Consider the following 26,591-nt stretch of genomic DNA (forward strand, 5'->3'; position numbering starts at 1 on the left):
CGTGGCCGGGCCGAGATCGCAGCGGCCGCGCCGACGTCTCGGTCACCACAGTCCGCGCGGCCTCCTGGTCGCACAGGTTTTCGTACACAATTGCTGACAGCGGAACCTCCAGCCGAAGGGTCAACCGTGTGTACCGCGTTCGTCAGCATAGATCCGGGCTCCGCCACGCCGGTCGTCGTCCTGGCCGTGCGGGACGAGTACGTCGGCCGCGACTGGCTGCCGCCGGACAGGCACTGGCCTTCACGGCCCACCCTGGTCGGCGGCCGGGACCTGCTGGCGGGCGGCACCTGGCTCGCGGTGCATCCGGGCGGCGGCGGCGAGCCGTCCGGGATGGCGTGCCTGCTCAACGGCTTCGGCCGGGCCGCCGATCCGGCCCTCCGGCTGTCGCGCGGTGATCTGCCGCTGCTGGCGGCGGCCGACGGCGGCGCGCTGGAGGGCCTCGACCTGGAGCGCTACGACCCGTTCCACCTGGTCCGCGCGCAGGCCGGCGAGGTCCGCGTACTGAGCTGGTCCGGGCACGAGCTGCGGGAGCGGCGGCTGCCGCCCGGGCTGCACGTCGTGGTCAACGACGGGCTCGAGGGCGAGGCGGAGAACCGCACTTCCTCGCAGCGGGCCAGCCGGATGATGGCCGCCCGGATCGCGCACTTCCGCCCCCGCCTGGCAGCCGCCCGGCGCCCGGAACCGATGGCGAGCCCGGCCGGCCGCCCGACCACCGAGGCGTGGGGCCAGTGGCTGCCGATAGCCGCCGGGGACGGCCTGGAGCTCGACGAGCCCGCCGCCCTGATCCAGCGCCGCGACTTCGGAGACGGACGGATCTGGGGAACCACCTCGGTCTCGCTGGTCGCCCTCGGACGCTCCGGCGTGCGGTACGACTTCAACCCGGCGCCGGGAAGTCACGACTGGCACCAGGTCGGCCTGGGCGGCCAGGCCCGTACCGCGGTGATCTGACCGGGCGCCGCCCAACCCGCCGGCCGCTCAGCGAGTGGTGCAGCCGCCGTTGGCGAACGGGGTCCGGCCGGTGATCCACCAGCTGTCCGTGGCCGGGAGGTTTACGACCGGGATGCGGGTGGAACCGCCACGGCCCAGGACCCGGCACAGCCGAGCCGGGCCCTCCCGGGGCGCGGCTCACCGGCCGTGCCCCGGTGGGCCGCGCTCACCGGGGTGGCAACTGCTCCCCGAGACCGGTCAGTTCCAGCAACTCCAGCAGCTCCCGGCCAGCGCCGCGCAGGCGGATCTCGCGGCCGCCCCGCCGAGCAGTCAACTGCAGCCCGGCCAGAGCGCCGACAACGCCGAGGGTTCCGCCGTCCGCCGGGTCGAACGCGCTCACGTCGCACTCCACCACTCGGGGGCCGTCCGCGCGGGACTCCCGCAGCTGTCCGTGCAGCCCGTCCCAGTCCGCCGGCCCTGGTCGTGCGACCAGAACAAGTACCTGTGTCTCTTCGGTCTCCATACCGAAAGGGACCCGTCCTACCTCCCGGACTCATCGGTGCCGTCCGGACCTCGTTCCGTCACCCCGGCCTCGGCCCGGGCAACCGGCCGGGTCGTAGGATGACATTCCGACCGACCAAGGAGACTTGATGACCAGTCAAATCGACCGGACCGGCGATCTGTTGAACGACCTGTGGCAGTCCTGGGCCGAGCGCGGACGGCAGCTGACACCCGAGGCCTGGGCGGCTCCGACCCGGCTGCCCGGCTGGTCGGTGCAGGCGCTGTTCGGCCATGTCGCGCCCGACCCGGCGATGTTCGCCCAGCTGCGGGACGTCCTGACGGAGGGGCCGGCCGTCGTCACCAGCGGGGCGGAGATCCTCCGGATCTACAACCGGCCGGGCGGTGTCGCCCACACGGCCGCCGGGACGATCGAGGAGCAGGCCCGCGAGGTGGCCGAGGCGGTGTCGCCGGAGCAACTGGTCAGGCGGTTCGCCGTCGAGGCTCCGGAGGCGTTGGCCGAACTCGCGGACGTACCGCCGACCGCAGTGGTCGCGCATCCGATCCTGGGGGCGGTGACCTACGGGGCGCTCGGCGAGGTCGCCGTCATGGAGGCCACGGTCCATCTGCTCGACCTGGTCGCGGCGGTCGGCGGCCCGCCGCCGCCCGCGGCCGCCCTGGCGGCCACCCGGGAGCTGCTGGCCGGTGTGCCCGATCCGGTCGCCTTCATCGAGGCCGCGACCGGCCGGGCCGATGGCCCGGTACTGCCCGTCATGCGGTGACGACGCCGCCCGTCGTGCGGTGATCCGGCCAGCGCCCCGGTGGGGCGGCTCGCGGTGGTACGGCTCCGAGGTGCCCCTCCGAAGGCCAGCTCGGCCGGACCTGCCGCCCGGCTCACCGGTTCGGCGGACCCCGCCGTCTTCAGGCTGGCTTCAGAAACGGCGTGCGATCCTGCGGCCCATGACGACCGCCCCACTCCAGCAGAACGGCCAGACGGCACCGTCCCGGCACGCGACGGCCCGGCACGCGCTGAGCAAGGTGCCGGAGGTGACGGCACTCTTCTGGATCATCAAGGTGCTGACCACCGGAATGGGCGAGACCGCCTCGGACTTCCTGGCGCACGTGATGGACCCGATGATCGCGGTCGCACTCGGCGGCACCGGCCTGGTGGTCTCGCTGGTGGTGCAGTTCAGCGTCCGCCGGTACGTGGCGTGGATCTACTGGACCACCATCGTCATGGTCAGCGTGTTCGGCACCATGGCCGCCGACGTCATGCACGTCGCCCTCGGCGTGCCGTACCTGGTGGCCACCCCGTTCTTCCTGCTCGCGCTGGCGGCGGTCTTCGGCGTCTGGTACGCGACCGAGCGGACGCTGTCCATCCACAGCATCCACACCCGGCGGCGCGAGGTCTTCTACTGGGCCACGGTGCTGGCCACCTTCGCGCTCGGCACGGCCGCGGGCGACCTGACGGCGACCACCATGGACCTGGGCTACCTGGGCTCGGGGGTCATGTTCACGGCACTGATCGCCGTCCCCGCCCTCGCCCACCGGTGGCTCCGGCTGGGCGCGATCCCGTCCTTCTGGATCGCCTACGTGCTGACCCGCCCGCTGGGTGCCTCGTTCGCCGACTGGATGGCGGTCTCGCACGAGCGCGGCGGCCTGGACCTCGGCCTCGGGCCGGTCACCGCCGGCTGGACGGCCGCCATCCTGACCCTGGTCGGCTACCTGGCGGTGTCCCGCAAGGACGTCTCCCGCTGACCCGTCCCGCCTTCCGGTCCCCGGTGTGAACCCTGCGTCGTGGCGCGGGGATCCGCCGGGGATCGTCGTTGTCCCGGAGTAGCGTTTCGCACCAGGTGCTGACCCAGGCGGGAGGCCGGGATGACGACAGGTACGGGGCACACGGGCCACGGCACGACGGCGGGCGCGGGCCACCTGGGCCATGGCATGACGAGCGGCTACGCGCCGGTCCACGGCCTCCGGATGTACTACGAGGTCCGGGGCGGCGGGCGACCGCTGGTGCTGCTGCACGGCGGCATGCACACCATCGGACTGACCTTCGGTCCGCTGCTGGACGAACTCGCCGAGAACCACCGGGTGATCGCCGTCGAGCTGCAGGGCCACGGCCACACCGAGGACACCGACCGGGAGATGACGCTCGGCAACCACGCGGCCGACGTCGCCGCGCTGCTCGGCGAACTCGGCGTGGCACAGGCCGACTTCTTCGGCTTCAGCCTCGGCGGCATGGTCGCGCTGGAGCTGGCGGTGACCAGGCCCGAGCTGGTGCGCAGGCTGGTGCTGGGCTCGGTGCCGTACCGTCCCGACGGGTACCACGAGCTGCCTCCCGGTTCGGACCGGCTGCCCACCGAGGCCGAGCTCCGGTCCTGGGAGCAGGCGTACCGGCAGGTCGCCCCGGATCCGGACCACTTCGGCGAGCTACTCCGTCGCACCTCCGCGATGGTGTCGGCGGTGGAGGGCTGGTCGGCCGAGCAGCTCCGGGAGCTCGGTTCCCCCACCCTGCTGCTGCTCGGCGACCACGACTTCGTCCGGCTCCCGCACGCGGTCGAGATGCTCGACCTGATCCCCGACGCCCGGCTGGCGGTGCTTCCCGGTGCGACGCACACGGAGGTGGCCCGGCGGCCGGAGCAGGTGCTCTCGCTGATCGGCCCCTTCCTGGCGGCCGGGGACGAGGGCGACGCGGCACGTTCCGCCGATCTGCCAGGACCAGCCAGTCCGTGACAAGCTGTTCCCTGCTTACCCATCAAGCAGAGGGAGAACCATGAGCACGGTACGACTCACCACCAACTTCGGCGACATCGACATCGAGCTGGACGCCGCCAAGGCTCCGAAGACCGTCGAGAACTTTCTGAGCTACGTCCGCAGCGGCCACTACGACGGCACGATCTTCCACCGGGTGATCGCGGGCTTCATGATCCAGGGCGGTGGCTTCACCGGGGACATGGCCCAGAAGCCGACCCAGGCCCCGATCCAGAACGAGGCGGACAACGGCCTGACCAACGTCCGCTACTCCATCGCGATGGCCCGGACCAGCGACCCGCACTCGGCCACGGCCCAGTTCTTCATCAACGTGTCGGACAACGACTTCCTCAACTTCAAGGCGAAGAACACCCAGGGCTGGGGCTACACCGTCTTCGGCAAGGCCGTGGCGGGCACCGACGTCGTCGACAAGATCGCCGGGGTCCGCACCGGCTCGCTCCGCGGCCACGGCGACGTCCCGACCGAGCCGATCGTGATCGAGAAGGCCGAGGTCGTCTCCGAGGGCTGACCTCGGCGGCACGCGGCTCCGCCCGACCGGCCGTGTGCGCGGAGGTCCCCGCGGGGGCCGGCCGCGCACCGGCCAGGCGGAGTACCGCGCCCCCGGGCGCCGTCTCAGGAGCCCCGGGGCCCGCGCTGGCGCGGTACGAACCCCCGGCCGCCGCCGGCCGTGCAGCCGCCGGCCTCGCCCCCCAGCGCACAGCCGCCCGACTCGGCCTGCCGTACCGTCCACGGCAGGGTGCCGTAGAAGGAGACGGCCGCCGCGCCGCAGCGCGGGGTCAGTCCGGTGACGGCCTTCGGCAGCCGGCCGCCGGGCTCGACCCACCGGAGCGACCAGGCCAGCCGGAAGTCGCTGCCCGCGGCCAGCCCGGACCGCTCCAGGATCGGCCGCACCACCTCCTCGGCGATCCGCGCGCAGACGATCGCCTCCAGCACCACCAGCACGCCCGGCCGCAGACACCGGCTCACCGCCTCCGCGGCGCCCCTGACCGCGTCGAGGTCCAGAGCACGGGCCCCGGTCCGCGGCACTGCCGCGCAGACCACCACCGTCCCGACGGTCCGCAGAACCCGCTCGTCGGTGCTCGCGGCGAAGCCCTCGCGCAGCATCCGGTCCACGGCGTGCTCGTCCCGGTCGAAGAGGACGACCCGCCACCCCGCGTGGCGCGCGGCGCGGGCGAGCGCGCGCCCGACACGCCCGAGCCCGACGACGGCCAACCCCTCGCGCACTGCCCTCTCCCCTCTATCAGCCCTGATGTCAACTGACCTGCCATCGGGGCTCGTTACGCGACCCAGCGGGTTTTCGCCTCAGGTTAGGGACAGCTCCGGCCATGGCGGCTCGGGTTCTTTCGGGGAGTTTTCACACCATGTCGAAGATTTTGCATTCCGCCCCGGCCCTCCTGCGACGGCCGGCTCCCGGGCAGGTCAGCCGGTTTCCGCGCGGGCCGGTCGGCATTCCGCGCGGGCCGGCCCGGCGAGCCGCTCTCCGCTCAGCCGTGGCCGAAGCGGAAGCCCACCCCGCGCACCGTGACGATCCAGGTCCCGGAACCCAGCTTGTTGCGCAGGCTGTTGACATGGGTGTCGATCGTCCGGCTCCGGCTCACCTCGGCGTTGCCCCAGACCTGACGCTCTATCTGCACCCGCGACACCACCGCGTCCGGCTGCGAGGCCAGCAGGTGCAGCAGGTCGTACTCCTTGCGGGTCAGCTCCACCGGCCGCCCGTGCACGCTGACCTCCCGGCAGCCGGGCGCGATGCGCAGCGCACCGCGGGTGATCGGCCGGGCGACGGCGGGCCACGGCCTGACCCGCCGCATCACGGCCTCCATCCGGGCGATCAGCTCCAGGAACCCGTACGGCTTGACCAGGTAGTCGTCCGCGCCGGACCGCAGGCCGAGCACCCGGTCCAGCTCGGTGCCCCGGGCGGTCACCGCGATCAGCGGGGTGTCACCCGCGGCCCTGATCTCCCGGCAGACCTCCAGGCCGTCGAGGTCGGGAAGGTCGAGGTCCAGCAGCACCATGTCGGCGCTGCGGTACGCGCGCAGCGCCTTGCCGCCGGTGTCCACCCGGACCGCGTCATGGCCGTGCCGGCGCAGGCCCTGGACCAGGCGCTCGGCCGCAATCGGATCGGCCTCCACCACCAGCACCCGCCAGCCGCCCCGGCGCGCCGATCCGTGACGTGCCGACGGTTCGGTGCGTTCTCCCGGCATTGACTCCCCCATGCATCCGCCCTGAGGCGCTCTCCCTCCCGAGGCACGGCTCAGGAGGAGCCCGTGCCGGGGCTCCTCCTGATGCCGTTCAGGACGATGGCGAGGATCCCCTCCAACTCGCGGTGCAGGGGCCACTGTTCCTCGGCCCTGGTCCAGCGGTAAAGGGCGCCCAGGTAGGTGTCCCGCAGGATGTTCCCCACCCGGGCCGAGTCGATGCCGGCGGCGAACTCCCCTCCAGCCCGCCCCCGTTCGACGATCTCGGCGAAGATGTGCGCGGCGTACGGCTCCTCCAGCAGCGGCTGGCCCGCCTGCACCCAGGCCTTCAGCATGGCCGGGGTGGTGTGCCGCTCCTCCTCGTTGATCCGGCTGAGCACCGTCATGCAGCGCTGCAGCCGGAGTTCGAACTCGCCCCCCTCCGCGAACACATCCCCCTCCAACTCGGCCTTCAGCCGGGCCCGGCGCCGCTCGCCCCACTCCGCGATGAGGTCTTCCTTGCGCTGGAAATGGTTGAAGAACGTGCCCCGCGCGACATCGGCACGCTCGGCGATCGCGTCGACCGACGTGGCGTCATACCCTTGCTCGGCGAAGAGCTCCAAGGCGGCCTGGTAGACCCGCTCCCTGATCCGCTGTTTGTTGCGCTCGCGTCGCCCTGGTGCCGCTGCTGCGGTCGGCCGCTCCATCCGCTGCTCCTCCCCCGCGCCTCGGTGGTGTTACCGGCCGACTACTGACAGCCCCTGCGCAAGTTATACCAGAACACAATCTTGGTCTGTAGTACATGTTTGACCTGCGGCCTCCCCCTGGTCCGCCACGGTCACCAGCCCGGCGCAGAGCTCGCCCGCGCTCTCCGGCCCCAGCAACCGGTCGACCGAAACCCGTACCGCACACTCCCGCTCCAGGCGGCGGCGCAGCTGGACCGCCATGATCGAATCCAGCCCCTGCTCCCGCAGCGACCTGTCCTGGTCCAGTCGCGCCACCGGCAGCCCCAGCACCGCGGCCGCCCGGGCCAGCAGGGCGTCCCGGCCCGCCCGCGCGGACACCGGCTCACCGGCCAGCACCAGCCGCTCGATCTCGGACGGGCCCGACGGCTGCGGCGGCACCCACCCCGGCGCGACCGTGCCGGCGGCCCGGAGCGGCCCGGGTGCGGGGACGGGGGCGGGGCCAGCACTCCCGCCGTCGACGCGGTGCAGCGTGATGCCGCAGAACTCCGCCAGCACCACGCCGTCCAGGCCGAGCAGCGCGACATCGGCCCGGTCGGGACCGTCCTGGTCGGCGGGGCGGAACCTGGCCAGGGTCCAGTACTCGGCCGGCAGCTCCGCCACGGCCAGGATCACCCGGGTGATCCCGGTCGGCACATAGGCCACCCGGTCGGTCTCCTCCCCGGCCCCCGGCCAGGTGGCCAGCAGCGGCTGCAACGCCGCCTCCCAAAGCGCGCCCTGCCGGGCGACCTCCCCGTCCGCTTCCCCGGCACCCGGGGCCGCCAGGGCGTCCGGCCGGGACATCCGGGCCACCGACTCGCCCTCGGTGCGCCACATCCGCCGGACGGTCCGCAGGTGGGGCGGTATCTCGTAGCCGCGCTCGCGCGCGAGGGCCAGGAAGGCGTCCGCCGAGAGGTAGCCGGTGCAGCGGGCGAGCGCGCTGTCCAGGCAGTACTCGCGCCCGGCGGAGAGCCGCCCGCCGGCCTGGTCGTCGGTCCGCAGCCGGGCGTGCAGGCCGAACACGGCGTTGCCGGCCGGGCCCACGGCGTGCACCGTGGTCTCCCACAGCTCGGCCCCGGCCTCCCGGACGACGGCCGTCGGCCGCCAGCGCACCCGCAGTCCCTCGGCCCAGCCCTCCTCGACCAGCTCGGAGCCGAAGCGGGCCTCCTCCAGCACCCACCGGCCCTCGGCAGCGGGTGCACCGGCGGAACGATTCAGCGCGCCCAGCAGGTACACCGCCCCCGGCAGCGGCAGACTGCCCCGGAAGGAGGTGCCGCCGACCCGGGCCAGCGGCAGGAGCAGGCACCGCTCCGACGAATCCGCCCAGCGCGGGATCCGGCCGTCCAGGGCGGGCTCGTCCCGGTACTGCTCGGTGTCCCAGGTGTAGCCCGGCAGCGGCACCCGCTGGGTGTCGCCGTACCAGCGCTGCCAGTCGATCCGGGTGCCGTGGGCGAACAGGCGCCCCGCCGCTCTGGCCATCGCGAGCTGCTCCGACTGCCCCCGGTACAGGCTCGGTACCACCCGGGGCAGGGCCCCGGCCGCCCTCAGGGTGTCCTCGGTGGCACCGGTCAGCAGCGGGTGCGGGCTGATCTCCAGGAACACGTGCTCACCGCGCCCGGCCAGCGCCGTCACCGCCCCTGCGTACCGGACCGGCCTGCGCAGGTTGTCCATCCAGTACGCCGCGTCCAGCTCGCCGCCCGGCACGGGACGGCCGTGCACGGTGGAGTACAGCTCGACCGTGCCGGGCCCGGGCCGCAGCCCGGCGAGCTCGGCGAGCAGGTCCTCGCGCAGCTCGTCCATGTCCGACGAGTGCGAGGCGACGTCCACCCTGACCGGGCGGCAGAACACCTCGCGCTGCCGCAGTTCGGCCGCGACGGCGTCCAGCACCTCCCGGTCGCCGGCCAGCACGCTGGAGGTGGGCGAGTTCTCCACGGCCAGCCCCACCCCGGCGCCGAACGTGGCGGCCAGCGCCTGCGCCCGCTCGCCCGGCAGCTCGACCAGCAGCATCGCGCCCCGGCCGGACAGCCTGGCCATCAGGGCGCTGCGCCGGCAGATCACCGCGGCCGCGTCCGCCATCGTCAGGGCCCCCGCGACCCGGGCGGCGGCGCTCTCCCCCATGCTGTGGCCGAGGCAGACCAGCGGCTGAACGCCGTGGCTGCGCCAGGCCTCGGCCAGCGCCACCTCCATCGCCCAGAGCAGCGGCTGCACCACGGCCACCCCGCCGTCCACCTCGCCCTCCTCCGCGGTCAGCGCGGCCAGCGGCGACCAGCCGGTCTCGGCCCGTACGGCCCGGTCGCACTCGGTCATCGCCGCCCGGAAGGCCGGCCACCCCTCCAGCAGCTCGCGCCCCATCCCGGCCCACTGGGAGCCCTGGCCCGGGAAGACGAACACGGTCGGCGCACCGTCCGCCGCCGCCTCGGCCGCGATGGCGCCGTCCGGGGTCTCCTCCCCGGCGGCCAGCGCCCGCAGCGTCTCGGCCAACCCGTCATGGTCCGTGCCCACCGCCCACAGCCGGTACGGCTGCGCGTCGCGGCGCTGCGCCGCACTCGCGCACAGGTCGCGCAGCGCTTCCCCGCGCCCGGCGCCGGCCAGGTGTCCGGCGTAGGCGCGCGCGAGGCGCCGCAGCGCCCGGGGCGACCGGGCCGAGAGCACCAGCAGCTCGGGGGTTCCCGGTGCCGGGCGCTCGAGCTCCGGGGCGGCCGCCGACCGGTACGCCCCGACCACGACGTGGGCGTTGGTCCCCGACAGGCCGAAGGAGCTGACCCCCAGCAGCGCCGTCGGACCGGCCGGCCGCAGCGGCCCGCGCTCCGCGGCCACCCGCAGCGGCAGGGCGCCCTCGGCGAGCAGCCGCTGCGGGGTGCGGCAGTGCAGCGAGGCGGGCACCTCGCCGTGCCTGGCCATCAGCACCGCCTTGATCAGGCCGGCGATCCCGGCCGCCGCCTCGGCGTGCCCGATGTTGGACTTCACCGAGCCGATCAGCAGCGGCCGCTCGGCCGGCCGCGCCCCGTCCATCGCCTCGGCCAGCGCGCTCAGCTCGACCTCGTCCCCGGCGACCGTCCCGGTGCCGTGCGCCTCGACGTAGTCCAACTGCGCGGGGGTGATGCCCGCGGTGTCGCAGGCCTCGCGGAGCATCTGCACCTGTCCGTCCACGGCGGGTCGCAGCAGGAAGCCGCTGGCCCGGCCGTCGTTGGTGACCGCGCTGCCGAGCAGCAGGGCGTGCACCTGGTCCCCGTCCCGCTCGGCGTCCTCCAGCCGCTTGAGCACCACCACGCCGATGCCCTCGCTGCGGACGAAACCGTCCCCGTCGGCGTCGCCGAACTTGCACCGGCCGTCGGCGGCGAGCATCCCGGCCTGCGAGTACGCCACCGCGTCGTCCGGGGCCAGGATGACGTTGACGCCCGCCGCGATCGCCAGGTCGCTCTCCCCGGTGAGCAGGCTCTGCCGGGCGGAGTGCACGGCGACCAGCGAGGAGGAACAGGCGGTGTCGGTGACGATGCTGGGACCGCGCAGGTCCAGGGCGTAGGAGAGGCGTCCTGCGGTGACCGCACGGATCCGGCGGCCCGCGGAGTCGTGGATCCCTCGCCGGGACAGCGGCTGCGGCAGGTCGGCGTACTCGGCGGTGGCCTGCCCGACGAACACCCCGGACCGGCTGCCCGCCAGCGAGGAGGGGCGGATGCCCGCGTCCTCCAGCGCCTCCCAGGCGACCTGGAGCAGCAGCCGCTGCTGCGGGTCCATGGTCCTCGCCTCGGCCGGCGAGATGCCGAAGAAGGCGGCGTCGAAGCCGAAGACGTCCGTCAGGAAGCCGCCGTGGCGCGAGACCGTCTTGCCCGCGATGCCCGGTTCGGCCTGGTAGTACGCGTCGATGTCGAAGCGGTCCGCCGGGACCGGTGTCACCGCGTCGGTGCCCGCCATGAGCAGCGACCAGTACCGATCGACCCCCTCGGCCTGCGGAAACCGGCACCCCAGGCCGACCACCGCCACCGGCCGGCTGAGCTCCCCTTGCCTGCCACGCCCCATAGCCACAGATCTTCCCGTTCCGAAGGACGACTCATGTCGATTGATGTGCTGGAGTCCAAAGATGGACTCGACTGCATGTTATTGGCCCATACCTGACCCCGACACTGCCGTCTTGACCTTCTCTTTACCGGATCTGTACGCACTTCCGGTGATGCCCCGCCCAGGATTCGAAGGTCACGGTGAGTACAAATGGCCGCGCACCACGCCCCGCGCCCCACCCCTCCTCATATGATCGGAGCGACATGCGTCATCCTTGGTGATGCAGTCTTGACGAGTAGGACCGCCCCACACCCAGCAGGAGGAAGCTCGTGGACGACGTTCTGCGGCGTGCCGCGCTCTTCGCGGCTCTCGACGACGATCAGGCCGCCGAGCTGCGCGCTTCCATGACCGAGGTGACACTCGCCCGCGGCGAGTCGCTGTTCCACGAGGGCGACCCGGGCGACCGGCTCTACGTCGTGGTCGAGGGCAAGGTGAAGCTGCACCGCGCCTCGCCGGACGGCCGCGAGAACATGCTCGCCGTCCTCGGCCCCAGCGAGATGATCGGCGAGCTGTCGCTCTTCGACCCGGGCCCGCGCACCGCGACCGCCACCGCGCTCACCGAGGTCAAGCTGCTCGGCCTCGGGCACGGCGATCTGCTGCCGCTGCTGCACGCCCGCCCCGAGGTCTCCATCGCGCTGCTCCGGGCCATCGCCCGCCGCCTGCGCCGGACCAACGACGTGATGTCCGACCTGGTCTTCTCCGACGTGCCCGGCCGGGTGGCCAAGGCACTGCTCGACCTCTCCCGCCGCTTCGGCGTGCAGTCCGAGGAGGGCATCCACGTCGCCCACGACCTGACCCAGGAGGAGCTGGCCCAGCTGGTCGGCGCCTCCCGCGAGACGGTCAACAAGGCGCTCGCCGACTTCGCCGGCCGAGGCTGGCTGAAGCTGGAGGCCCGCGCGGTCGTCCTGATGGACGTCGAGCGGCTCTCCCGCCGCTCGCGCTGAGCACCGGTCACTGAACCGGCAGGGGCCCGAGGACAGCTCCCCGGGTCCTGCCGGCGTGCCCTGACCCGTGACGGCAGGCTCCGCCGGGCGTCAGATCAGGCCGTGCTCCTCCAGATAGCTGAGCTGGGCCTGGACCGACAGTTCGGCCGCCGGCCAGAGGGAGCGGTCCACGTCCGCGTACACCCGGGCCACCACCTCCGCGGCCGTCCGGCACCCGTCCTCGACCGCCGTCTCCACCTGGGCGAGCCTGGTGGCCCGGTGCGCCAGGTAGTAGTCGACCGCGCCGAGCGCGTCCGCGAGCACCGGGCCGTGTCCCGGCAGCACGGTCCGTACGCCGTGCTCGGCCGCCATGGTGTGCAGCCGCCGCAGTGAGTCCAGGTAGTCGCCGAGCCTGCCGTCCGGATGGGCGACCATCGTGGTGCCCCGGCCGAGCACGGTGTCCCCGGTGATGATCGCGCCGTCGGCCGGCAGGTGGAAGGTCAGCGAGTCCGCGGTGTGCCCGGGCGTGGCGACCACCCGCAGCTCCAGACCGCCGACGTCGAGCACCTGTCCGCCGTGCAGCCCCTCGGAACCCAGCCGGTGCGCCGGGTCGAGGGCCCGCACCTCGGTGCCGGTCAGCTCGGCGAAGCGGGCGGCCCCCTCGGCGTGGTCGTGGTGCCCGTGGGTGAGCAGCGTCAGCGCCACCCGCTTGCCGCGCTGCTCGGCGGCGTCGACGACCCGACGCAGATGGCCCTCGTCCAGCGGGCCCGGATCGACCACCACCGCGAGGTCCGAGCCCGGTTCGGAGAGCAGCCAGGTGTTGGTGCCGTCCAGGGTCATCGGCGACGGGTTGGGCGCCAGCACGCACAGCGCCCGGGCGGTGGCCTCACCGCCGACGGTGGCGGCGGGGTCGCCCGGCAGCAGTCCGCTCACCGGCCGCCCTCGCTGCTCCGGATCAGTGAGCGCAGCGGGAGGGCGCGCTCCAGCGGGCGCTTGCCGGTCTCGCCGGCCGGTGCGGCGTCGTAGCGGCTACCGGCCGGCGTACGGGCGGGGAGCGAACGGATCGGCGCGGCGTCGCCCGGCAGGGCGCGTGCCGGGCGCGGAGCCACTTCGTCGTGGTTCATCGGGCGGGATTCCTTCCTGGGTTCGCAAAGTGGCCGTGGGGGCACGGGCCGGTCCATCAGCGGGTCACGGCGGGAAGTGGCCGTCGATGGTCAGCTCCTCGTACCCAGACCATCGCACCGTCAGGCGGTCGCCGGCCACCGTGGCCCGGCCGAGGACGGGTTCGACCCGCCGGTCCGCCGCCGCCGTGAGCGCCTCCGCCGCCGTCCGCACCGGCAGCAGCTCGCGCAGCACCGTCACGGTCGGCGGCAGCATGCCGTACCGGCCCTCCGCATGACCCCGGACGGCCTCGGCGGGCGGCAGCCAGGCGACCCGGTCGGCCTCGCCGACCTGGAGCGCGGCCTGCTGGTCGGCGGGCAGCGCGGCGACGAAGAACCAGGTGTCGTACCGGCGCTCCTCGAAGGCCGGGGTGACCCAGCGGGCCCAGGCGGCCAGCAGGTCGCTGCGCAGCAGCAGCCCGTTGCTCTGCAGGAAGTCGGCGAAGGAGAGCCGGTGGGCCTCCAGGGCGGCCCGCTGCTCGGTCCAGTCCCGGGGCGCGGCGGTGCTGTGGGCGTCCGGCCCGGCCAGCAGCACACCTGCCTCCTCGAAGGTCTCCCGGACGGCCGCGCAGACCACCGCCTGCGCGGTGCGGGCGTCCACGCCGAGCCGCTCGGCCCACTCCCGCGGCGAGGGCCCGGCCCAGGCGAGTTCGGCCTCGGCGTCGCGCGGGTCGACTCCGCCGCCCGGGTAGGCGTACATCCCGCCCGCGAAGGCCATGGAGGTGCGGCGGCGCAGCAGGTACGCCTGCGGACCCTTGGCCGCGTCGCGCAGCAGCACCACCGTGGCGGCGGGCTTCGGCACGGGCGGGGTCAGCTCGCCGGAGTCCACCGCCCGGATCCGGGCGGGCCAGGAAGGCGGCATCGGGGCCGACGGTGCTCGGTGATCCATGCCCGGATGCTAAGCGGGCGAGGCCCGGCTTGGACAGAGCCCGGAGGAACCGCGGCGGCCGGGGTCGGGCCATGACCGGCCCCGGCCGCCCCGTACCGTCCGTCAGGCGCCGGCCCGGACCCGGACCTGGATCTCGACCTCGACCGGGGCGTCCAGCGGCAGGACCGCGACGCCGACCGCGCTGCGGGCGTGCACACCGGCCTCGCCGAGCGCCTCGCCGAGCAACTCGCTGGCACCGTTGATCACGGCGGGCTGGCCGGTGAAGTCGGGGGCGGAGGCGACGAAACCGACCACCTTGACGACCTGCTCGATCCGGTCCAGGTCGCCGATCACGGACTTCACGGCGGCCAGCGCGTTGAGCGCACAGGTCTGCGCCAGCTGCTTGGCCTCGTCCGGGGTGACCTCGGCGCCGACCTTGCCGGTCTTCGGCAGCTTGCCCTCGACCACCGGCAGCTGGCCCGAGGTGAAGACGTACTCGCCGGAACGGATCGCCGGGACGTACGCGGCCACCGGCTTGGCCACCTCGGGGAGGGTCAGGCCGAGCTCGGCCAGCTTCTCCTCAACCTTGCTCATCAGCTCTTCTCCCGCTTGAGGTAGGCAACCAGCTGCTCGGGGTTGTTCGGCCCCGGGACGACCTGGACGAGCTCCCAGCCGTCCTCGCCCCAGGTGTCGAGGATCTGCTTGGTGGCGTGCACGAGCAGCGGCACGGTGACGTATTCCCACTTGGTCATGGCGCTGACTCTAGACGAGGACCGGCCACCGCCCGTGCCGCACGCACCGGGTCCGCCGGGCCGCGCACCGCGGGTGTGAGGTGAGCCACAAAGCGGGCATGAATCCGCCGGGGTGCCAGGGTGCTCCCCGCATCGCGAGCCGCCGCTGGTTACCCTCGCGGGAAGGGCACCCCAGGGGTGCCGGCCAACGGACGGACGGAGACGGAGCGTGGCGAGCACTCCCGGCCCAGCGGACCGACCCACCTCGAAGGGTGCCCCCGCGGGGCGCTCCGGGGCGGGCGGGCCCGGCGCACCGGACGGGGAGAGCGCGCCGGACGCCACCGGCGGCCCGGACTGGGAGGGCGTCCGGCTGCACGTCGTCAGCGGCAAGGGCGGGACGGGCAAGACCACGCTGGCCGCCGCGCTGGCCATAGCCCTCGCCGCCGAGGGCGGCCGGACACTGCTGATCGAGGTCGAGGGCCGGCAGGGCATCGCCGAGCTGTTCGGGATCGCCGCACTGCCCTACGAGGAGCGGAAGATCGCCGCCGTCACCCCGGCCCAGCTCGGCCTGCCCGGCAAGGGCTCCGGGGAGATCTTCGGGCTGGCGATCGACACCGAGCTGGCACTGCTCGAGTACCTCGACATGTTCTACAAGCTCGGCCTGGCCGGGAAGGCCCTGCAGAAGGTCGGATTCGTCGACTTCGCGACCACCATCGCACCGGGTGTCCGGGACGTGCTGCTGACCGGCAAGGCCTGCGAGGCGGCCCGCCGCAAGGGCCCCGACGGACGCCGCGCCTACGACGCGATCGTGATGGACGCGCCGCCCACCGGTCGGATCACCAGATTCCTGAACGTCAACTCCGAGGTGGCCGGGCTGGCCAGGATCGGGCCGATCCACGGCCAGGCGCAGGCGGTGATGCGGGTGCTCAGGTCGCCGGAGACCGCGGTGCACCTGGTCACCCTGCTGGAGGAGATGCCGGTGCAGGAGACCGTGGACGGCGTCACCGAACTGCACGAGGCCCGTCTGCCGGTCGGCGGCGTGCTGGTGAACATGGTCCGCCCGCCGGTCCTGGACGCCGCCGCGGTGGCGGCGGTTGACGGGGACCACCGCGAGGAGGTCGCGCGGGCGCTCGGCGAGGCCGGCCTCGGCGGCCGCTCACGGACGGCGGCGACGGTCCGCACGGCGGTCGAACCGCTGCTGGACCCGTTGCTCGAACAGGCCCGTGAGCACGCCGAGCGGGTCGAGCTGGAGCGCGAACAGCGTTCGGCGCTGCAGCAGTTGAGGCTGCCGACATACGAACTCCCGCTGCTCGGCGAGGGCGTGGACCTCGGCGGCCTGTACCGGCTGGCGGGCGAGCTGAAGCGACAGGGGGCAGCATGACGGCACTGCTGGCGATCGACGCACTGATCGACAACCCGAAGACCCGGATCGTGGTCTGCTGCGGCTCCGGCGGGGTCGGCAAGACCACCACCGCCGCCGCGATCGGTCTGCGGGCGGCGGAGCGCGGCCGGAAGGTGGTCGTGCTGACCATCGACCCGGCCCGCCGGCTCGCCCAGTCGATGGGCCTCACCGAGCTGGACAACACCCCGCGCCCGGTCAAGGGCACCCGGCAGATGGAAGGTGCGCCGCGAGGGGGGTTCCCCCGGACGGAGTCCGGGGGAGGCTCGGTTGAGGGTGGTGGTGGGCGACGGGCGACGGAAGGTGCGCCGCGAGGGGGGTTCCCCCGGACGGAGTCCGGGGGAGGCTCGGTTGAGGGTGGTGGTGGGCGACGGGCGGGCGAGTTGCACGCCATGATGCTCGACATGAAGCGGACCTTCGACGAGGTCGTGCTGGCCCACGCGGAGCCCGCCCGGGCGAAGGCGATCCTGGAGAACCCCTTCTACCAGTCCCTGTCGGCCGGTTTCGCCGGCACCCAGGAGTACATGGCGATGGAGAAGCTCGGCCAGCTGCGAGCGGCCGACGAGTGGGACCTGATCGTGGTCGACACCCCGCCGTCCCGCTCCGCACTGGACTTCCTGGACGCGCCGAACCGCCTCGGCTCCTTCCTGGACGGCAAGGTGATCCGGCTGCTGACCGCCCCCGCCAAGGTCGGCGGGCGCAGCGCGATGAAGTTCCTCAACGTCGGCATGGGCCTGCTGACCGGCACCCTCGGCAAGATCTTCGGCGCCCAGCTGCTGACGGATGTTCAGACCTTCGTCAGCGCCATGGACTCGATGTTCGGTGGCTTCCGCGAGCGGGCGGACCGCACCTACCAGTTGCTCAAGGCGCCGGGCACGGCCTTCCTGGTGGTGGCGGCGCCGGAGCGGGACGCACTACGCGAGGCGGCCTACTTCGTGGACCGGCTGGCCGCGGACGAGATGCCGCTGGCCGGGGTGGTGCTCAACCGGGTGCACGGCACCGACGCGCCCCAGCTCACGGCGGAACGGGCACTGGCGGCGGCCGAGGCGCTGGAGGAGAACGGCGCACCGAACTCCGCGGCAGCCGAGTCACTGGCTGCCGGACTGCTCCGACTGCACGCCGAACGCATGCAGATCATGGACCGGGAGCGGCGCACCCGGGACCGCTTCGTGTCGGTCTACCCGGACGTGCCGATCGTGGAGGTCGGCGCGCTACCCGGCGACGTGCACGACCTGGACGGCCTGCGCGCCATCGGCGACCGCCTCGGCAGGACGGAGTGACCTGCGGGCGGCGTGGCCCGCGGGGCGGTGCGGCGACAGGCGGAGCCCGGCGTGATGGAGGCCGACGTGACGGGACCCGACGCGGCGAAGCCCAACGTTGTACTGCGGGACGCGGCGTAGCCCGGCGGGGCGAGGCGAGCCGCCCGCCCATGGCCGGCCCGGCCGCGCTCAGCCCGCCTGGGCGTAGTCGGTGAGGATGACGCCGGTCGCCAGCGACTCCTCGTACTCCGTCCGGGCCGTCTCCAGCAGCCGGCGCCAGGACATCACCGTCGGCCTGCGGCGTAGCAGCGCCCGGCGCTCGCGCTCGGTCATGCCGCCCCACACGCCGAACTCGACCCGGTTGTCGAGCGCGTCCGCCAGGCACTCGGTGCGCACCGGGCAACCGCTGCACACCGCTTTGGCGCGGTTCTGCGCCGCCCCCTGAACAAACAGCTCGTCCGGATCACTCGTGCGGCAGGCGGCCTGCGCACTCCAGTCGTCCACCCAGCCCATGCTGGCGCCGTCCTCTCCCGAATCGGGGCTCCCCCACGGCGGCAACGGCATATTCACCGTTGCCAGTTGAGGACGTTACGGAAGAACGACAGCGCGCAACAGCCCCTACGGGCTCAATCTCAAATGACCCGATCGGACTATGGGTATCTGACTTCTCACTCGTTGGAGTGATCGCAGGTCGCAGCGCTTGTCAGAGCCACTCGGACCACTCTCGTCACGCTGCGCCATGGAGTCGCCATCAGGGCCCGATTCCAACCACCCCAAACCGTGGTGAATCGGACAAAGCTCATCACTCACAAGAGTGATGACGATGAACAGAGCGAAGCTGTCGCAGTCTTGTGACAAGCGTAGGCGAACACCTGCCCTCTCGCCGGGTATTTGGCAACGTAGGGTTTCCCCCATGGCACCTCAGCGACCCTCCCGACATCCTGTCGACATGGCCGGCCTCGGACTCAAGTTCCTGGGCACCAGTGTGCTGGCCGGACTGCTGGTCGCGGGCATGGCGATGCCCGCCGTCGGCGCACTCGGGCTGACCGCGAAGGACACCGCCGAGAGCTTCGACAACATCCCGGACGACTTCAAGACCCCGCCGCTCTCCCAGGCCTCGTACATCTACGACGCCAAGGGCGGCGTGATCGCCAAGGTCTTCGACCGGGACCGCACCGTCCTCACCAAGGACCAGATGGCCCCGATCATGCGGCAGGCCCAGGTCGACATCGAGGACAACCGCTTCTTCGAGCACGGCGCCATCGACCTCAAGGGCATCATCCGCGCGGCCAGCAAGAACGCCGAGTCCGGCTCCGCCGCCCAGGGCGCCTCCACGCTGACCCAGCAGTACGTGAAGAACGTCAACGTGGAGCAGGCCGGTGACGACCAGGACGCGTTCCTGGAAGCCACCAGGAAGAGCATGGGTCGCAAGATCCAGGAGCTGAAGTACGCCATCAAGCTGGAGGAGGACCTGAGCAAGGATCAGATCCTCACCAACTACCTGAACATCACCTTCTACGGCCACCAGGCGTACGGCGTCGAGGCGGCCGCCAACCGCTACTTCAGCAAGAGCGCCAAGGACCTGACCATCCCCGAGGCCGCGATGCTGGCCGGTCTGGTGCAGAACCCGTCGGCGTACGACCCGGTCCTGCACCCCCAGGCCGCGCAGAACCGCCGCAACACGGTGATCAACAAGCTGCTGGAGTACAAGCACATCACCCCTGAGCAGGCCAAGGACGCGCTGGCCTCCCCGCTGGGCATCAAGTACAAGGAGCCGCTGAACGGCTGCATCACCGCCCAGGCGGGCATGGGCTTCTTCTGCGACTACGTTCGGCACGTGGTGAAGATGGACCCGGTGTTCGGCAAGACCCAGGCCGACCGGCAGAAGCTCTGGAGCCAGGGCGGCCTGAAGATCTACACCACCATCGACCCCGAGAAGCAGGCGGCGGCGTACAAGGCGGTCACCACCAAGGTCAGCCCGACCGACTCCGTCTCGGCCGCGATGACCATGATCAAGCCGGGCACCGGCGAGATCCTCGCGATGGCCCAGACCCGCCCCTACGGCCTGGACGCCAAGCAGAACCAGACGGTGCTCAACCTCAACGTCGACGCGGCGATGGGCGGGGGCAACGGCTTCTCCCCCGGCTCGACCTTCAAGCCGATCCTGGCGGCGGCCGCACTGGAGTCGGGCACGCCGATCACCCAGCAGTACCCGTCCGAGCACCAGATCCCGTACCCGACCATGAGCACCTGCAACGGCAGCTGGAAGGCCGACGGCAGCACGGTCGAGAACGAGAGCTCGAGCGAGGTCGGGCCGTACGACATGAAGGAGGCGATGGCCAAGTCGGTCAACACCTACTTCGTCGAGCTCGGCAAGGACGTCGGCCTCTGTCCGATGAAGCAGATGGTCAACAAGCTCGGCATCAAGACCCTGGCCAGCGGCGCACCGCTGATCCAGCGGCCCTCGACGATCCTCGGCGCGGTCGAGGTCAGCCCGATGCGGATGGCCGCCGTCTACGCCGCCTTCGCCGCCCGCGGCCTGTACTGCGACCCGATCGCGATCAGCTCGGTGGTCGGTGCCGACGGCAAGAAGCTGGCCGTCCCGCAGGCCAACTGCACCCAGGCGATGGCCGGGACCACCGCCGACGGGGTCAACACCCTGCTGAAGACGGTGATCGAGAAGGGCACCGCGACCAACATCAAGATCAACGACGGCCGCGAGTTCGCCGGTAAGACCGGTACCACCGACAACCGCTACGCCGCCTGGTTCAACGGCTACACCCCCGACCTCGCCACCGCCGTCTGGCTCGGTGGCCCCGGCGGCAACGTCTCCATGCGCAACATCACCATCGGCGGCGAGTACTTCGACTCCGTCTACGGCGCCACCGGCCCCGGCCCGATCTGGCAGATGGCCATGAACGACGCCGTGGCGGGCACCCCGAAGAGCGGCTTCCAGCTGGTGTCCATCCCCGACCCGGCCAACCCCCCCGGCGGCACCGAGCCCGCCAACCCGGCGCCGCCCGCCGGCGACGGGGGTGCCAACGGCAACGGCACCACCGGCCTGATCAACGGCGGCTTCACCCTGCCACCGGGCATCATCGGCGGCGGCAACGGTGGGCCCGGCAAGGGCGGCAAGCACCACTGACACCTGCCGTACGACGAAGGGGTGCCCCCACAGCGGGGGCACCCCTTCATCGTGTCCGTCCTCTTCGTTTCCGTACCGGCCGGGCCTTGGCGGATCAGCCAGGACGCCGGCGGATCAGCCCGACAGTGCGGCCTTCACCGCGGCGGCCACCCGGCCGCCCTCGGCGACGCCCTCGACCTTCGGACGCACCAGCTTCATCACCGCGCCCATGCCCTGCGGTCCGGTAGCACCGCTCTCGGCCACCGCGGCAGCGACGATCGCCTTCAGCTCCTCATCGCTGAGCTGCTTGGGCAGGTAGTGCGCCAGCACCTCGCCCTCGGCGCGCTCCTGCGCGGCCGAATCCACCCGCCCGGCGTTCTCGAAGGCCTCGGCCGCCTCCCGGCGCTTCTTCGCCTCCCGGGCGATCACCTTCAGCACCTCGTCGTCCGTCAGCTCGCGCTTCTCCTTGCCTGCCACCTCCTCGCTGGTGATGGCGGCCAGTGTCAGCCGGATCGTGGACGCGCGCAGCTCGTCCCGGGCCTTGATCGCAGCCGTGAGGTCCCCGTGCAGCTGCTCCTTGAGCGTTGTCATGCTGATGAGTGTCCCACCTGCGGAAACCCGACGCCCCTGAATAACCGGCCCGGGAACCCGCGTCGCCCCGCCGGAACCACTCCCCTGGATCCGCGCCACCCCGCCGGACCCACACCCAGCCCTGCCGACCGGCCGTCAACGCGCCTTCTCCCGTTCGCCGGACAGAGCGGCGGCGGTCGGGAGAGGATGCCGCAATGTCGCGCAACGGAACCGATGCCCACCGGACCGAGAGCGACCTCCCGCCCCTGGTGGCCCAGGCGGTCGCCGCGGCCCGGGAGGCCGACTTCGCGAACTCCTGCCGCCCGGAGCAGGGCCGGCTGCTGCGCGCGCTCGCCGGCGGCGCCCATGCCCGGATCGGCGAGACCGGCACCGGCTTCGGCGTCGGACTGGCCTGGCCGGCCACCGGGGCCCGCGAGGGCGTCCGGCTGGTCAGTGCCGAGCGCGACGAGGCACGGGCCGCCGCCGCGGGACGGCTCTTCGCCAGGCACCCCGCCGTCCGGGTCCTGCACTCGGACTGGACCGAGCTGTACCGCCACGCCCCTACGACCTGCTGGTCCTCGACGGCGGTGGCCAGGCCAAGGGCGGCCCGCCGGCGCTGCTGCCGGGCGCCCCCGGGGAAGCCGCGGATCCCGTCCGGCTGCTCACTCCCGGCGGGGTCCTGGTGATCGACGATTTCACCCCGTCCCCCGGCTGGCCCCCGCTGCACCGGGGGGTGAACCCGACCGAACCCGGCTGCACAGGCTGCGGCACCCCGCGCTGCGCGCCGTCGAACTGCCGCTGGCGCCGGACCTGAGCGTGATCCTCGGGGCCCGTGCGCCACTCGGCGCCGACGCACCCGACCGGCTGTCAGCTCCCTCCTGACAGCCGGGATCCACCGAGGTCCGCGGCGGGGATCCGCAACACCGGCGGCCCCGATCCGCCGGGGCCGACAACCGGCGAATCCGGCTGCTCAGAGCGGGGAACCGCCCGTTCACACGCGCTTTCGGCGTCTGCGACCATGGACCGATGCGACCGCTGTACTCCGTCCCCCTCGGCATCGCCGCCACCGGCGCCGCCTGTCTCGTCTACTCCGTCGGCTACGAGGTCCGCTCGTTCCGGCTGCGCCGGGTCGACGTCCCGATCCTGCCGAAGGGCGCACGGCCGATCCGAGTGCTCCAGGTCTCCGACATCCACATGGTCGCCGGACAGCGCAAGAAGCACCGCTGGCTGCAGAGCCTGGCCGCGCTCCGCCCCGACCTGGTGGTCAACACCGGCGACAACCTCTCCGACCCGGACGGCATCCCGTACACGTTGGACGCCCTCGGGCCGCTGATGGAGTTCCCCGGCGTGTACGTCTTCGGCTCCAACGACTACTACGGCCCCGCCAAGAAGAACCCCGCGCGCTACCTGAAGGCGCTGCGCACCGGGGTGCACGGGCTGAACAACCCCGACGGGACCGGCCGGCGCGGCATCACCGGCGCCTGCCACATCGAGTGGGAGCAGCTCCGGGACGGCTTCGACGCGGCCGGCTGGCTCAACCTCACCAACACCCGGGGGCGACTGAAGGTCGCCGGACTCGACATCGAGTTCACCGGCCTGGACGACCCGCACATCCGCCGCGACCGCTACGCCGAGGTGGCCGGCGGCCCGTCCGCCGACGCTGACCTCTCGCTCGCCGTGGTGCACGCGCCCTACCTGCGGGTGCTCGACGCCTTCGCCGCCGACCGCTACCCGCTGATCCTCGCCGGCCACACCCATGGCGGGCAGCTCTGCATCCCCTTCTACGGCGCCCTCGTCACCAACTGCGACCTCGACACCGACCGGGTCAAGGGACTCTCCTCCCACCAGGCCGACGGCCACCGTTCCTACCTGCACGTCTCGGCCGGCTGCGGCACCAACCGCTACACCCCCATCCGGTTCGCCTGCCCGCCCGAAGCCACCCTCCTCACCCTCACCCCCAAGCCCTGACCAGCCCCCGCACGTCAATCCGCCCCTTTCGTCCCTTTTGGAGGGGCGGATTTCACCTCTCGGCGCTCGTCCGGTAGAGTTCTACTCGTTGCGACGGAGACGGAAGCAACAAAGGAAAGACCGGGGTGTGGCGCAGCTTGGTAGCGCGCTTCGTTCGGGACGAAGAGGCCGTGGGTTCAAATCCCGCCACCCCGACCCAGGTCAGAGGGCCCATCAGAGAAATCTGGTGGGCCCTCTGGCGTTGCTGCCAGCAGCAAAGTACAGCAACCACAGAGACCCCTGCCGACCTACAAGCAGGCGACGCGGACCAGGGCGCTCGCCACCGAGACTGATCGACGCCAGCAAGGTGTCGGCGATCTCCCAACCGTGACCCTCTAACGGTCGATGAGAAGTGACCCCTTCCGTGATCGAGTGATCAACCTGGCTCTACGCGAGTCAGGAGGAAGAGCGAGGAGGGCCGCCGCCCCAAGCTCCACAACTACGGCAAGCGCGCCCAGGCCGAAGCCCGCGCCTTCGAAAAGGAACTCTGCCTCTACCAGGTCCCCACAGGCGACCGGACCGGCGAGCGCCGCCCTGCCCAGGCTGAGATGCACAAGGCCGACCGCCTCGGCTGGCAGCAGACCAGCCGCGCCTGGCTGCAGGACCGTATCCGCGACACCATCCCCCACGCCGCCAACGTCGACGACAACTCCTCGCCTATCTCCAGGCCGACGGCGTCCAGGTGAAGATCCGCCCTCTGCCCTGCGGCGACCTCCAGGGCTACTCCGTCGGCCGACCCGGCGACGCCAACGCCCACGGCGAGCAGATCTACATCCCAGGCGGGGGGATCGCCCTCGACCTCTCCCTGCCCAAGCTCCGTTCCCGCCTCGCCGCCACCGCCCCGGAGGAGTACCCCACCGCCCGCCGCAACCGGCCCTCCACCACCTGGCAGCGCACCACCGACGCCCTCGACACCCTCCACCAGCACCTCGCCGAGGACACGGCCGCCGGGACCGGTGGGGACGACGCGCTGGCGCAGGCGCAGATCACGGCGCTGGGCGACATCATCAACGCCACCGCCCAGCAGGCTCCCGCCGAGCTCCAGGCCGAACTTCGAGCCGCCACCCGGGCGTTCGCCCGCGCCCAGCGCTCCCAGATCCGCGCCGACCACCAGGCCGTCGCCGGCCTTCGCCAGGCCGTCCGCGACATCGCGTACGCGGGCGACGGGCCTGGCGGCAGCACCCTTGCCGTCATGATCGCTGCCCTCGTCTGGGCGGCGGTCCTCGCCGGTCAGCTTCCACCGGCCCTCGGTGAGCCACCGATCCACGTCGCGCCGGTGCTCGGCGATCTCGTTTGCCGGAGCCAACCACGACACGTACAGGTACAGCTCTGCCAGCACCAGGCGCTCCATCGGCTGGGTCCGATCCAGTTCGTAGTGCAGGCCGTAGTGCACGACGCGGCGGCGGCCAGTCTCGTCCTCGGTCCAGCCGGACTGCTCGGCGTTGGCCGGGTCCTGGGTGCGCCGCCAGATGCCCTCCTCGACGGCCGGGCGGCGCTGCCCACCAGCCTCCGAAGAGAAGTTTTCCTCCCAGACGCTGCCCTGAGTGCGGGTCAGGGAGTCGATCGCGGGATGGGGCAGGAACACGATGGTCCTCCTGCTCAGACCAGCGTTCAGAATCGCTTCACCACCGGGCTGAAGCCCGGCGCACTGCGATTAATTCCGGTAGCTCAGGTCGGACGTCAGGATGTCGGCGCGCTGCTTCCCGTCGCGCCCCCGCACGATGTTCCGGGCCAGGCCAACCGCGACTTCCACGGCGAGCGTGCCGCAGGTGACCAGCGCAACCGAGTCCTCGGGCCGTCCAACCGCGTGGCACAGCCGTTCCATCAGCTCCATCTGGATGTGGGGCTGCATTACGGCGGCGCCGGCGAACGTCGCCTGGGCGAACTGCGCCTCGATGCGGGAGATGACCCGCGAACTGCCCTGCCGACGTTCACTCGAGGTGGAGCCAGGGGCCGCGCGCAGCCACGACATCGAGGTCCGGCAGGGGCCTGGACGACGTGAGCAGCCGCTGGCGACGGGGCATGTGCTGATCCACGGAGACGAAGTCCCTTCTGGTTGTAGTCACATGGCTTGCAGCTGGTTGCCCTGGCGCATCCGGCGAAGGGGTCAGGCGGCATGCCCGGGCCGGGAGCCGACAGTCGCGCGCGGCGACCGTATCGGCGCGGGCGTGGGAATCGGGAGCGTGCGGAGCGCGGCCCGCACCACCCGGCGCGGCGCGGCCAGGAGTTGGCGCCGCATCACCTGCTGTCAAGCAACGCCACCCCTCCGCCCAGACCCGCTTGCCCCGCACTGTGCGCTCGGGCCCGTGGGCGAGGGCCAGGTGTTCGACCAGGAACATCCCCCCGGCCGGCCTCGGCGTCCGGGCCCATCTCCTGGTGCTGGGGCATGGCCGCCGAGCCGTCGTAGACCTCGGTGACCAGGCGCCGCCGGTCGAGGTTGGCGTGGATCCCGACCGTGATCACCGCTCCGGTGGTGTGCCGTACCGCGTTGGTGACCAGCTCCGACACCACGGTGTTCAGGGCGAGAATGCATTTTCCGCGCGGGGGGCCGCTTTGGGGGGCCAGGATTGGGCACAGGTCGGTCAAAGGCTTGGGAGACGGGCATGATGGCACCCGACGAGCGCAAGGAGACCGCCGCCGTGGCGACCCCGTTCGCGGCGCCGTGCCCGCTGGACGGAAACGGCGGGGCATCTACGACGGCGTGATGCACATGCTCGGCGCCCTCGACCTGGCTGCCGGCAAGATCTACTACCGCGTCCGCGGGAGAAAGCGCTGGCGCAAGCCTCTACCTGCGCAGGTCCCTGCGGGCCTGGTGGCCCGGGGAGAAGCCGTACGTCGTGCTGGACGACTTCTCCCTGCGCAAGCACCCGAACGTGCCCGTATGGGCCACGGACAACCGGGTCAAGCCGGTCTTCCTGCCCCACCCAGGGCTCATGACTGAACTGGATCGAGTCCGAGTTCGCTGCCCTGCGCCCCCGACTCACCCATCCGCACCTGGGCCCATGACCCGGCCAAGGCTGCATGACGAGCCGCTAGATAACCGGGTTCGGCGGCACCACCACCGGAGCCCCTGTCACGATGGTGGTACTGGCAGGGCCGGTCGCACCGGTGGCCCCGGTCGCACCAGTGGCGCCGGTCGCACCGGTATCACCAGTCGGCCCGGTGGCCCCGGTCGCGCCAGTGGCGCCGGTCGCACCGGTAGCACCAGTCGGCCCGGTGGCCCCGGTATCACCGGTCGGCCCGGTCGCGCCGGTCGGCCCGGTCACACCAGCACCAGTCGGCCCGGTGGCACCAGCCGCACCAGTGGCCCCGGTATCACCGGTCGGCCCGGTCGCGCCGGTCGGCCCGGTCACACCAGCACCAGTCGGCCCGGTGGCACCAGCCGCACCAGTGGCCCC

General features: G+C 72.4%; 26 protein-coding genes and 1 tRNA gene. 12 read left to right on the plus strand and 15 right to left on the minus strand.

Annotated features, from left to right (window positions below; all coding sequences use genetic code 11):
- The first annotated feature begins 126 nt into the window (after positions 1-126).
- Positions 127-948, plus strand: coding sequence for an NRDE family protein (locus tag ACZ5ON_RS33185; RefSeq protein ID WP_465600512.1), 822 nt, complete (start codon positions 127-129; stop codon positions 946-948).
- 205 nt (positions 949-1,153) lie between these two features.
- Here ACZ5ON_RS33185 and ACZ5ON_RS33190 read toward each other — a convergent pair whose 3' ends face one another.
- Complete coding sequence (locus ACZ5ON_RS33190) at positions 1,154-1,450, minus strand: STAS domain-containing protein (protein ID WP_465600515.1); 297 nt, start codon at positions 1,448-1,450, stop codon at positions 1,154-1,156.
- 127 nt (positions 1,451-1,577) lie between these two features.
- Here ACZ5ON_RS33190 and ACZ5ON_RS33195 point away from each other — a divergent pair, with 127 nt between their 5' ends.
- The 4 genes from ACZ5ON_RS33195 (at position 1,578) to ACZ5ON_RS33210 (ending at position 4,708) form a co-directional block, all read left to right on the plus strand.
- Positions 1,578-2,207 (plus strand): maleylpyruvate isomerase N-terminal domain-containing protein, encoded by a 630-nt coding sequence (locus ACZ5ON_RS33195; protein ID WP_465600517.1) that lies wholly within the window; start codon positions 1,578-1,580, stop codon positions 2,205-2,207.
- Between the two features lie 178 nt (positions 2,208-2,385).
- Positions 2,386-3,183, plus strand: a complete 798-nt coding sequence (locus tag ACZ5ON_RS33200) for a COG4705 family protein (protein WP_465600520.1) — start codon at positions 2,386-2,388, stop codon at positions 3,181-3,183.
- 120 nt (positions 3,184-3,303) lie between these two features.
- Positions 3,304-4,161 carry an alpha/beta fold hydrolase gene (locus ACZ5ON_RS33205; protein ID WP_465600522.1) on the plus strand — a complete coding sequence of 286 codons (858 nt, stop codon included), beginning with the start codon at positions 3,304-3,306 and terminating at the stop codon, positions 4,159-4,161.
- Positions 4,162-4,201: 40 nt separating this feature from the next.
- Entirely contained in the window at positions 4,202-4,708 is a 507-nt protein-coding gene (locus ACZ5ON_RS33210) for a peptidylprolyl isomerase (RefSeq protein ID WP_465600525.1), read from the plus strand.
- A 104-nt stretch (positions 4,709-4,812) separates the two neighbouring features.
- Here ACZ5ON_RS33210 and ACZ5ON_RS33215 read toward each other — a convergent pair whose 3' ends face one another.
- The 4 genes from ACZ5ON_RS33215 to ACZ5ON_RS33230 all read right to left on the minus strand — a co-directional run bounded on the left by ACZ5ON_RS33215 (position 4,813) and on the right by ACZ5ON_RS33230 (position 11,113).
- Positions 4,813-5,424, minus strand: coding sequence for an NAD(P)-binding domain-containing protein (locus ACZ5ON_RS33215; RefSeq protein ID WP_465600528.1), 612 nt, complete (start codon positions 5,422-5,424; stop codon positions 4,813-4,815).
- Positions 5,425-5,684: 260 nt separating this feature from the next.
- Positions 5,685-6,401, minus strand: a complete 717-nt coding sequence (locus ACZ5ON_RS33220; RefSeq protein ID WP_465600530.1) for a response regulator transcription factor — start codon at positions 6,399-6,401, stop codon at positions 5,685-5,687.
- A 50-nt stretch (positions 6,402-6,451) separates the two neighbouring features.
- Positions 6,452-7,081 carry a TetR/AcrR family transcriptional regulator gene (locus ACZ5ON_RS33225; protein ID WP_465600533.1) on the minus strand — a complete coding sequence of 210 codons (630 nt, stop codon included), beginning with the start codon at positions 7,079-7,081 and terminating at the stop codon, positions 6,452-6,454.
- Positions 7,082-7,144: 63 nt separating this feature from the next.
- Complete coding sequence (locus ACZ5ON_RS33230) at positions 7,145-11,113, minus strand: type I polyketide synthase (protein ID WP_465600536.1); 3,969 nt, start codon at positions 11,111-11,113, stop codon at positions 7,145-7,147.
- 308 nt (positions 11,114-11,421) lie between these two features.
- Here ACZ5ON_RS33230 and ACZ5ON_RS33235 point away from each other — a divergent pair, with 308 nt between their 5' ends.
- Positions 11,422-12,096, plus strand: a complete 675-nt coding sequence (locus ACZ5ON_RS33235; protein WP_045303663.1) for a Crp/Fnr family transcriptional regulator — start codon at positions 11,422-11,424, stop codon at positions 12,094-12,096.
- A gap of 90 nt (positions 12,097-12,186) precedes the next feature.
- Here the strand turns inward: ACZ5ON_RS33235 and ACZ5ON_RS33240 are convergent, their stop codons facing one another.
- The 5 genes from ACZ5ON_RS33240 to ACZ5ON_RS33260 form a co-directional block, all read right to left on the minus strand.
- On the minus strand, positions 12,187-13,008 hold the full coding sequence (locus ACZ5ON_RS33240; RefSeq protein ID WP_465600539.1) for an MBL fold metallo-hydrolase: 822 nt from the start codon (positions 13,006-13,008) through the stop codon (positions 12,187-12,189).
- Entirely contained in the window at positions 13,005-13,199 is a 195-nt protein-coding gene (locus ACZ5ON_RS33245) for a hypothetical protein (RefSeq protein WP_465600542.1), read from the minus strand. The genes ACZ5ON_RS33240 and ACZ5ON_RS33245 overlap by 4 nt, the downstream gene beginning before the upstream one ends.
- A gap of 64 nt (positions 13,200-13,263) precedes the next feature.
- Positions 13,264-14,124, minus strand: a complete 861-nt coding sequence (locus tag ACZ5ON_RS33250; protein WP_465600544.1) for an NUDIX hydrolase — start codon at positions 14,122-14,124, stop codon at positions 13,264-13,266.
- 102 nt (positions 14,125-14,226) lie between these two features.
- Entirely contained in the window at positions 14,227-14,697 is a 471-nt protein-coding gene (locus tag ACZ5ON_RS33255) for a RidA family protein (RefSeq protein ID WP_465600546.1), read from the minus strand.
- On the minus strand, positions 14,697-14,855 hold the full coding sequence (locus tag ACZ5ON_RS33260) for a DUF4177 domain-containing protein (protein ID WP_095874066.1): 159 nt from the start codon (positions 14,853-14,855) through the stop codon (positions 14,697-14,699). Before ACZ5ON_RS33260 ends, ACZ5ON_RS33255 begins: the two co-directional genes overlap by 1 nt.
- Positions 14,856-15,204: 349 nt before the next feature.
- On the opposite strand from ACZ5ON_RS33260, the gene bagA reads away from it, so the two are divergent.
- Both bagA and ACZ5ON_RS33270 read left to right on the plus strand, forming a co-directional pair.
- The gene (gene bagA / locus ACZ5ON_RS33265; protein ID WP_465600570.1) at positions 15,205-16,215 is read left to right on the plus strand and encodes an ATPase BagA; all 1,011 of its coding nucleotides are present in this window, start codon (positions 15,205-15,207) and stop codon (positions 16,213-16,215) included.
- Positions 16,212-17,513 (plus strand): ArsA family ATPase, encoded by a 1,302-nt coding sequence (locus ACZ5ON_RS33270; protein ID WP_465600548.1) that lies wholly within the window; start codon positions 16,212-16,214, stop codon positions 17,511-17,513. Before bagA ends, ACZ5ON_RS33270 begins: the two co-directional genes overlap by 4 nt.
- 168 nt (positions 17,514-17,681) lie before the next feature.
- On the opposite strand, the gene ACZ5ON_RS33275 is transcribed toward ACZ5ON_RS33270, so the two are convergent.
- Complete coding sequence (locus tag ACZ5ON_RS33275) at positions 17,682-18,005, minus strand: WhiB family transcriptional regulator (RefSeq protein ID WP_033333275.1); 324 nt, start codon at positions 18,003-18,005, stop codon at positions 17,682-17,684.
- Between the two features lie 436 nt (positions 18,006-18,441).
- Here ACZ5ON_RS33275 and ACZ5ON_RS33280 point away from each other — a divergent pair, with 436 nt between their 5' ends.
- A complete protein-coding gene (locus ACZ5ON_RS33280; protein ID WP_465600551.1) occupies positions 18,442-20,637 on the plus strand; it encodes a transglycosylase domain-containing protein in 2,196 nt (731 codons plus the stop codon).
- 114 nt (positions 20,638-20,751) lie between these two features.
- Here the strand turns inward: ACZ5ON_RS33280 and ACZ5ON_RS33285 are convergent, their stop codons facing one another.
- A complete protein-coding gene (locus ACZ5ON_RS33285; RefSeq protein WP_465600553.1) occupies positions 20,752-21,207 on the minus strand; it encodes a GatB/YqeY domain-containing protein in 456 nt (151 codons plus the stop codon).
- 194 nt (positions 21,208-21,401) lie between these two features.
- Here ACZ5ON_RS33285 and ACZ5ON_RS33290 point away from each other — a divergent pair, with 194 nt between their 5' ends.
- From ACZ5ON_RS33290 to ACZ5ON_RS33300, 3 genes are all read left to right on the plus strand, one after another.
- Positions 21,402-21,872, plus strand: coding sequence for a hypothetical protein (locus tag ACZ5ON_RS33290; protein ID WP_465600556.1), 471 nt, complete (start codon positions 21,402-21,404; stop codon positions 21,870-21,872).
- Between the two features lie 340 nt (positions 21,873-22,212).
- Positions 22,213-23,154, plus strand: coding sequence for a metallophosphoesterase (locus tag ACZ5ON_RS33295; RefSeq protein ID WP_465600559.1), 942 nt, complete (start codon positions 22,213-22,215; stop codon positions 23,152-23,154).
- Positions 23,155-23,275: 121 nt separating this feature from the next.
- Positions 23,276-23,349: transfer RNA gene (locus ACZ5ON_RS33300), tRNA-Pro, on the plus strand.
- 337 nt (positions 23,350-23,686) lie between these two features.
- Here the strand turns inward: ACZ5ON_RS33300 and ACZ5ON_RS33305 are convergent.
- From ACZ5ON_RS33305 to ACZ5ON_RS33315, 3 genes are all read right to left on the minus strand, one after another.
- The gene (locus ACZ5ON_RS33305; RefSeq protein ID WP_465600562.1) at positions 23,687-24,778 is read right to left on the minus strand and encodes a hypothetical protein; all 1,092 of its coding nucleotides are present in this window, start codon (positions 24,776-24,778) and stop codon (positions 23,687-23,689) included.
- A 69-nt stretch (positions 24,779-24,847) separates the two neighbouring features.
- Complete coding sequence (locus ACZ5ON_RS33310; protein WP_465600565.1) at positions 24,848-25,165, minus strand: hypothetical protein; 318 nt, start codon at positions 25,163-25,165, stop codon at positions 24,848-24,850.
- Positions 25,166-25,431: 266 nt separating this feature from the next.
- Positions 25,432-25,704 carry an ATP-binding protein gene (locus ACZ5ON_RS33315; protein WP_465600567.1) on the minus strand — a complete coding sequence of 91 codons (273 nt, stop codon included), beginning with the start codon at positions 25,702-25,704 and terminating at the stop codon, positions 25,432-25,434.
- Positions 25,705-26,591 lie beyond the last annotated feature (887 nt).

The organism is Kitasatospora sp. NPDC032150 (assembly GCF_055579945.1).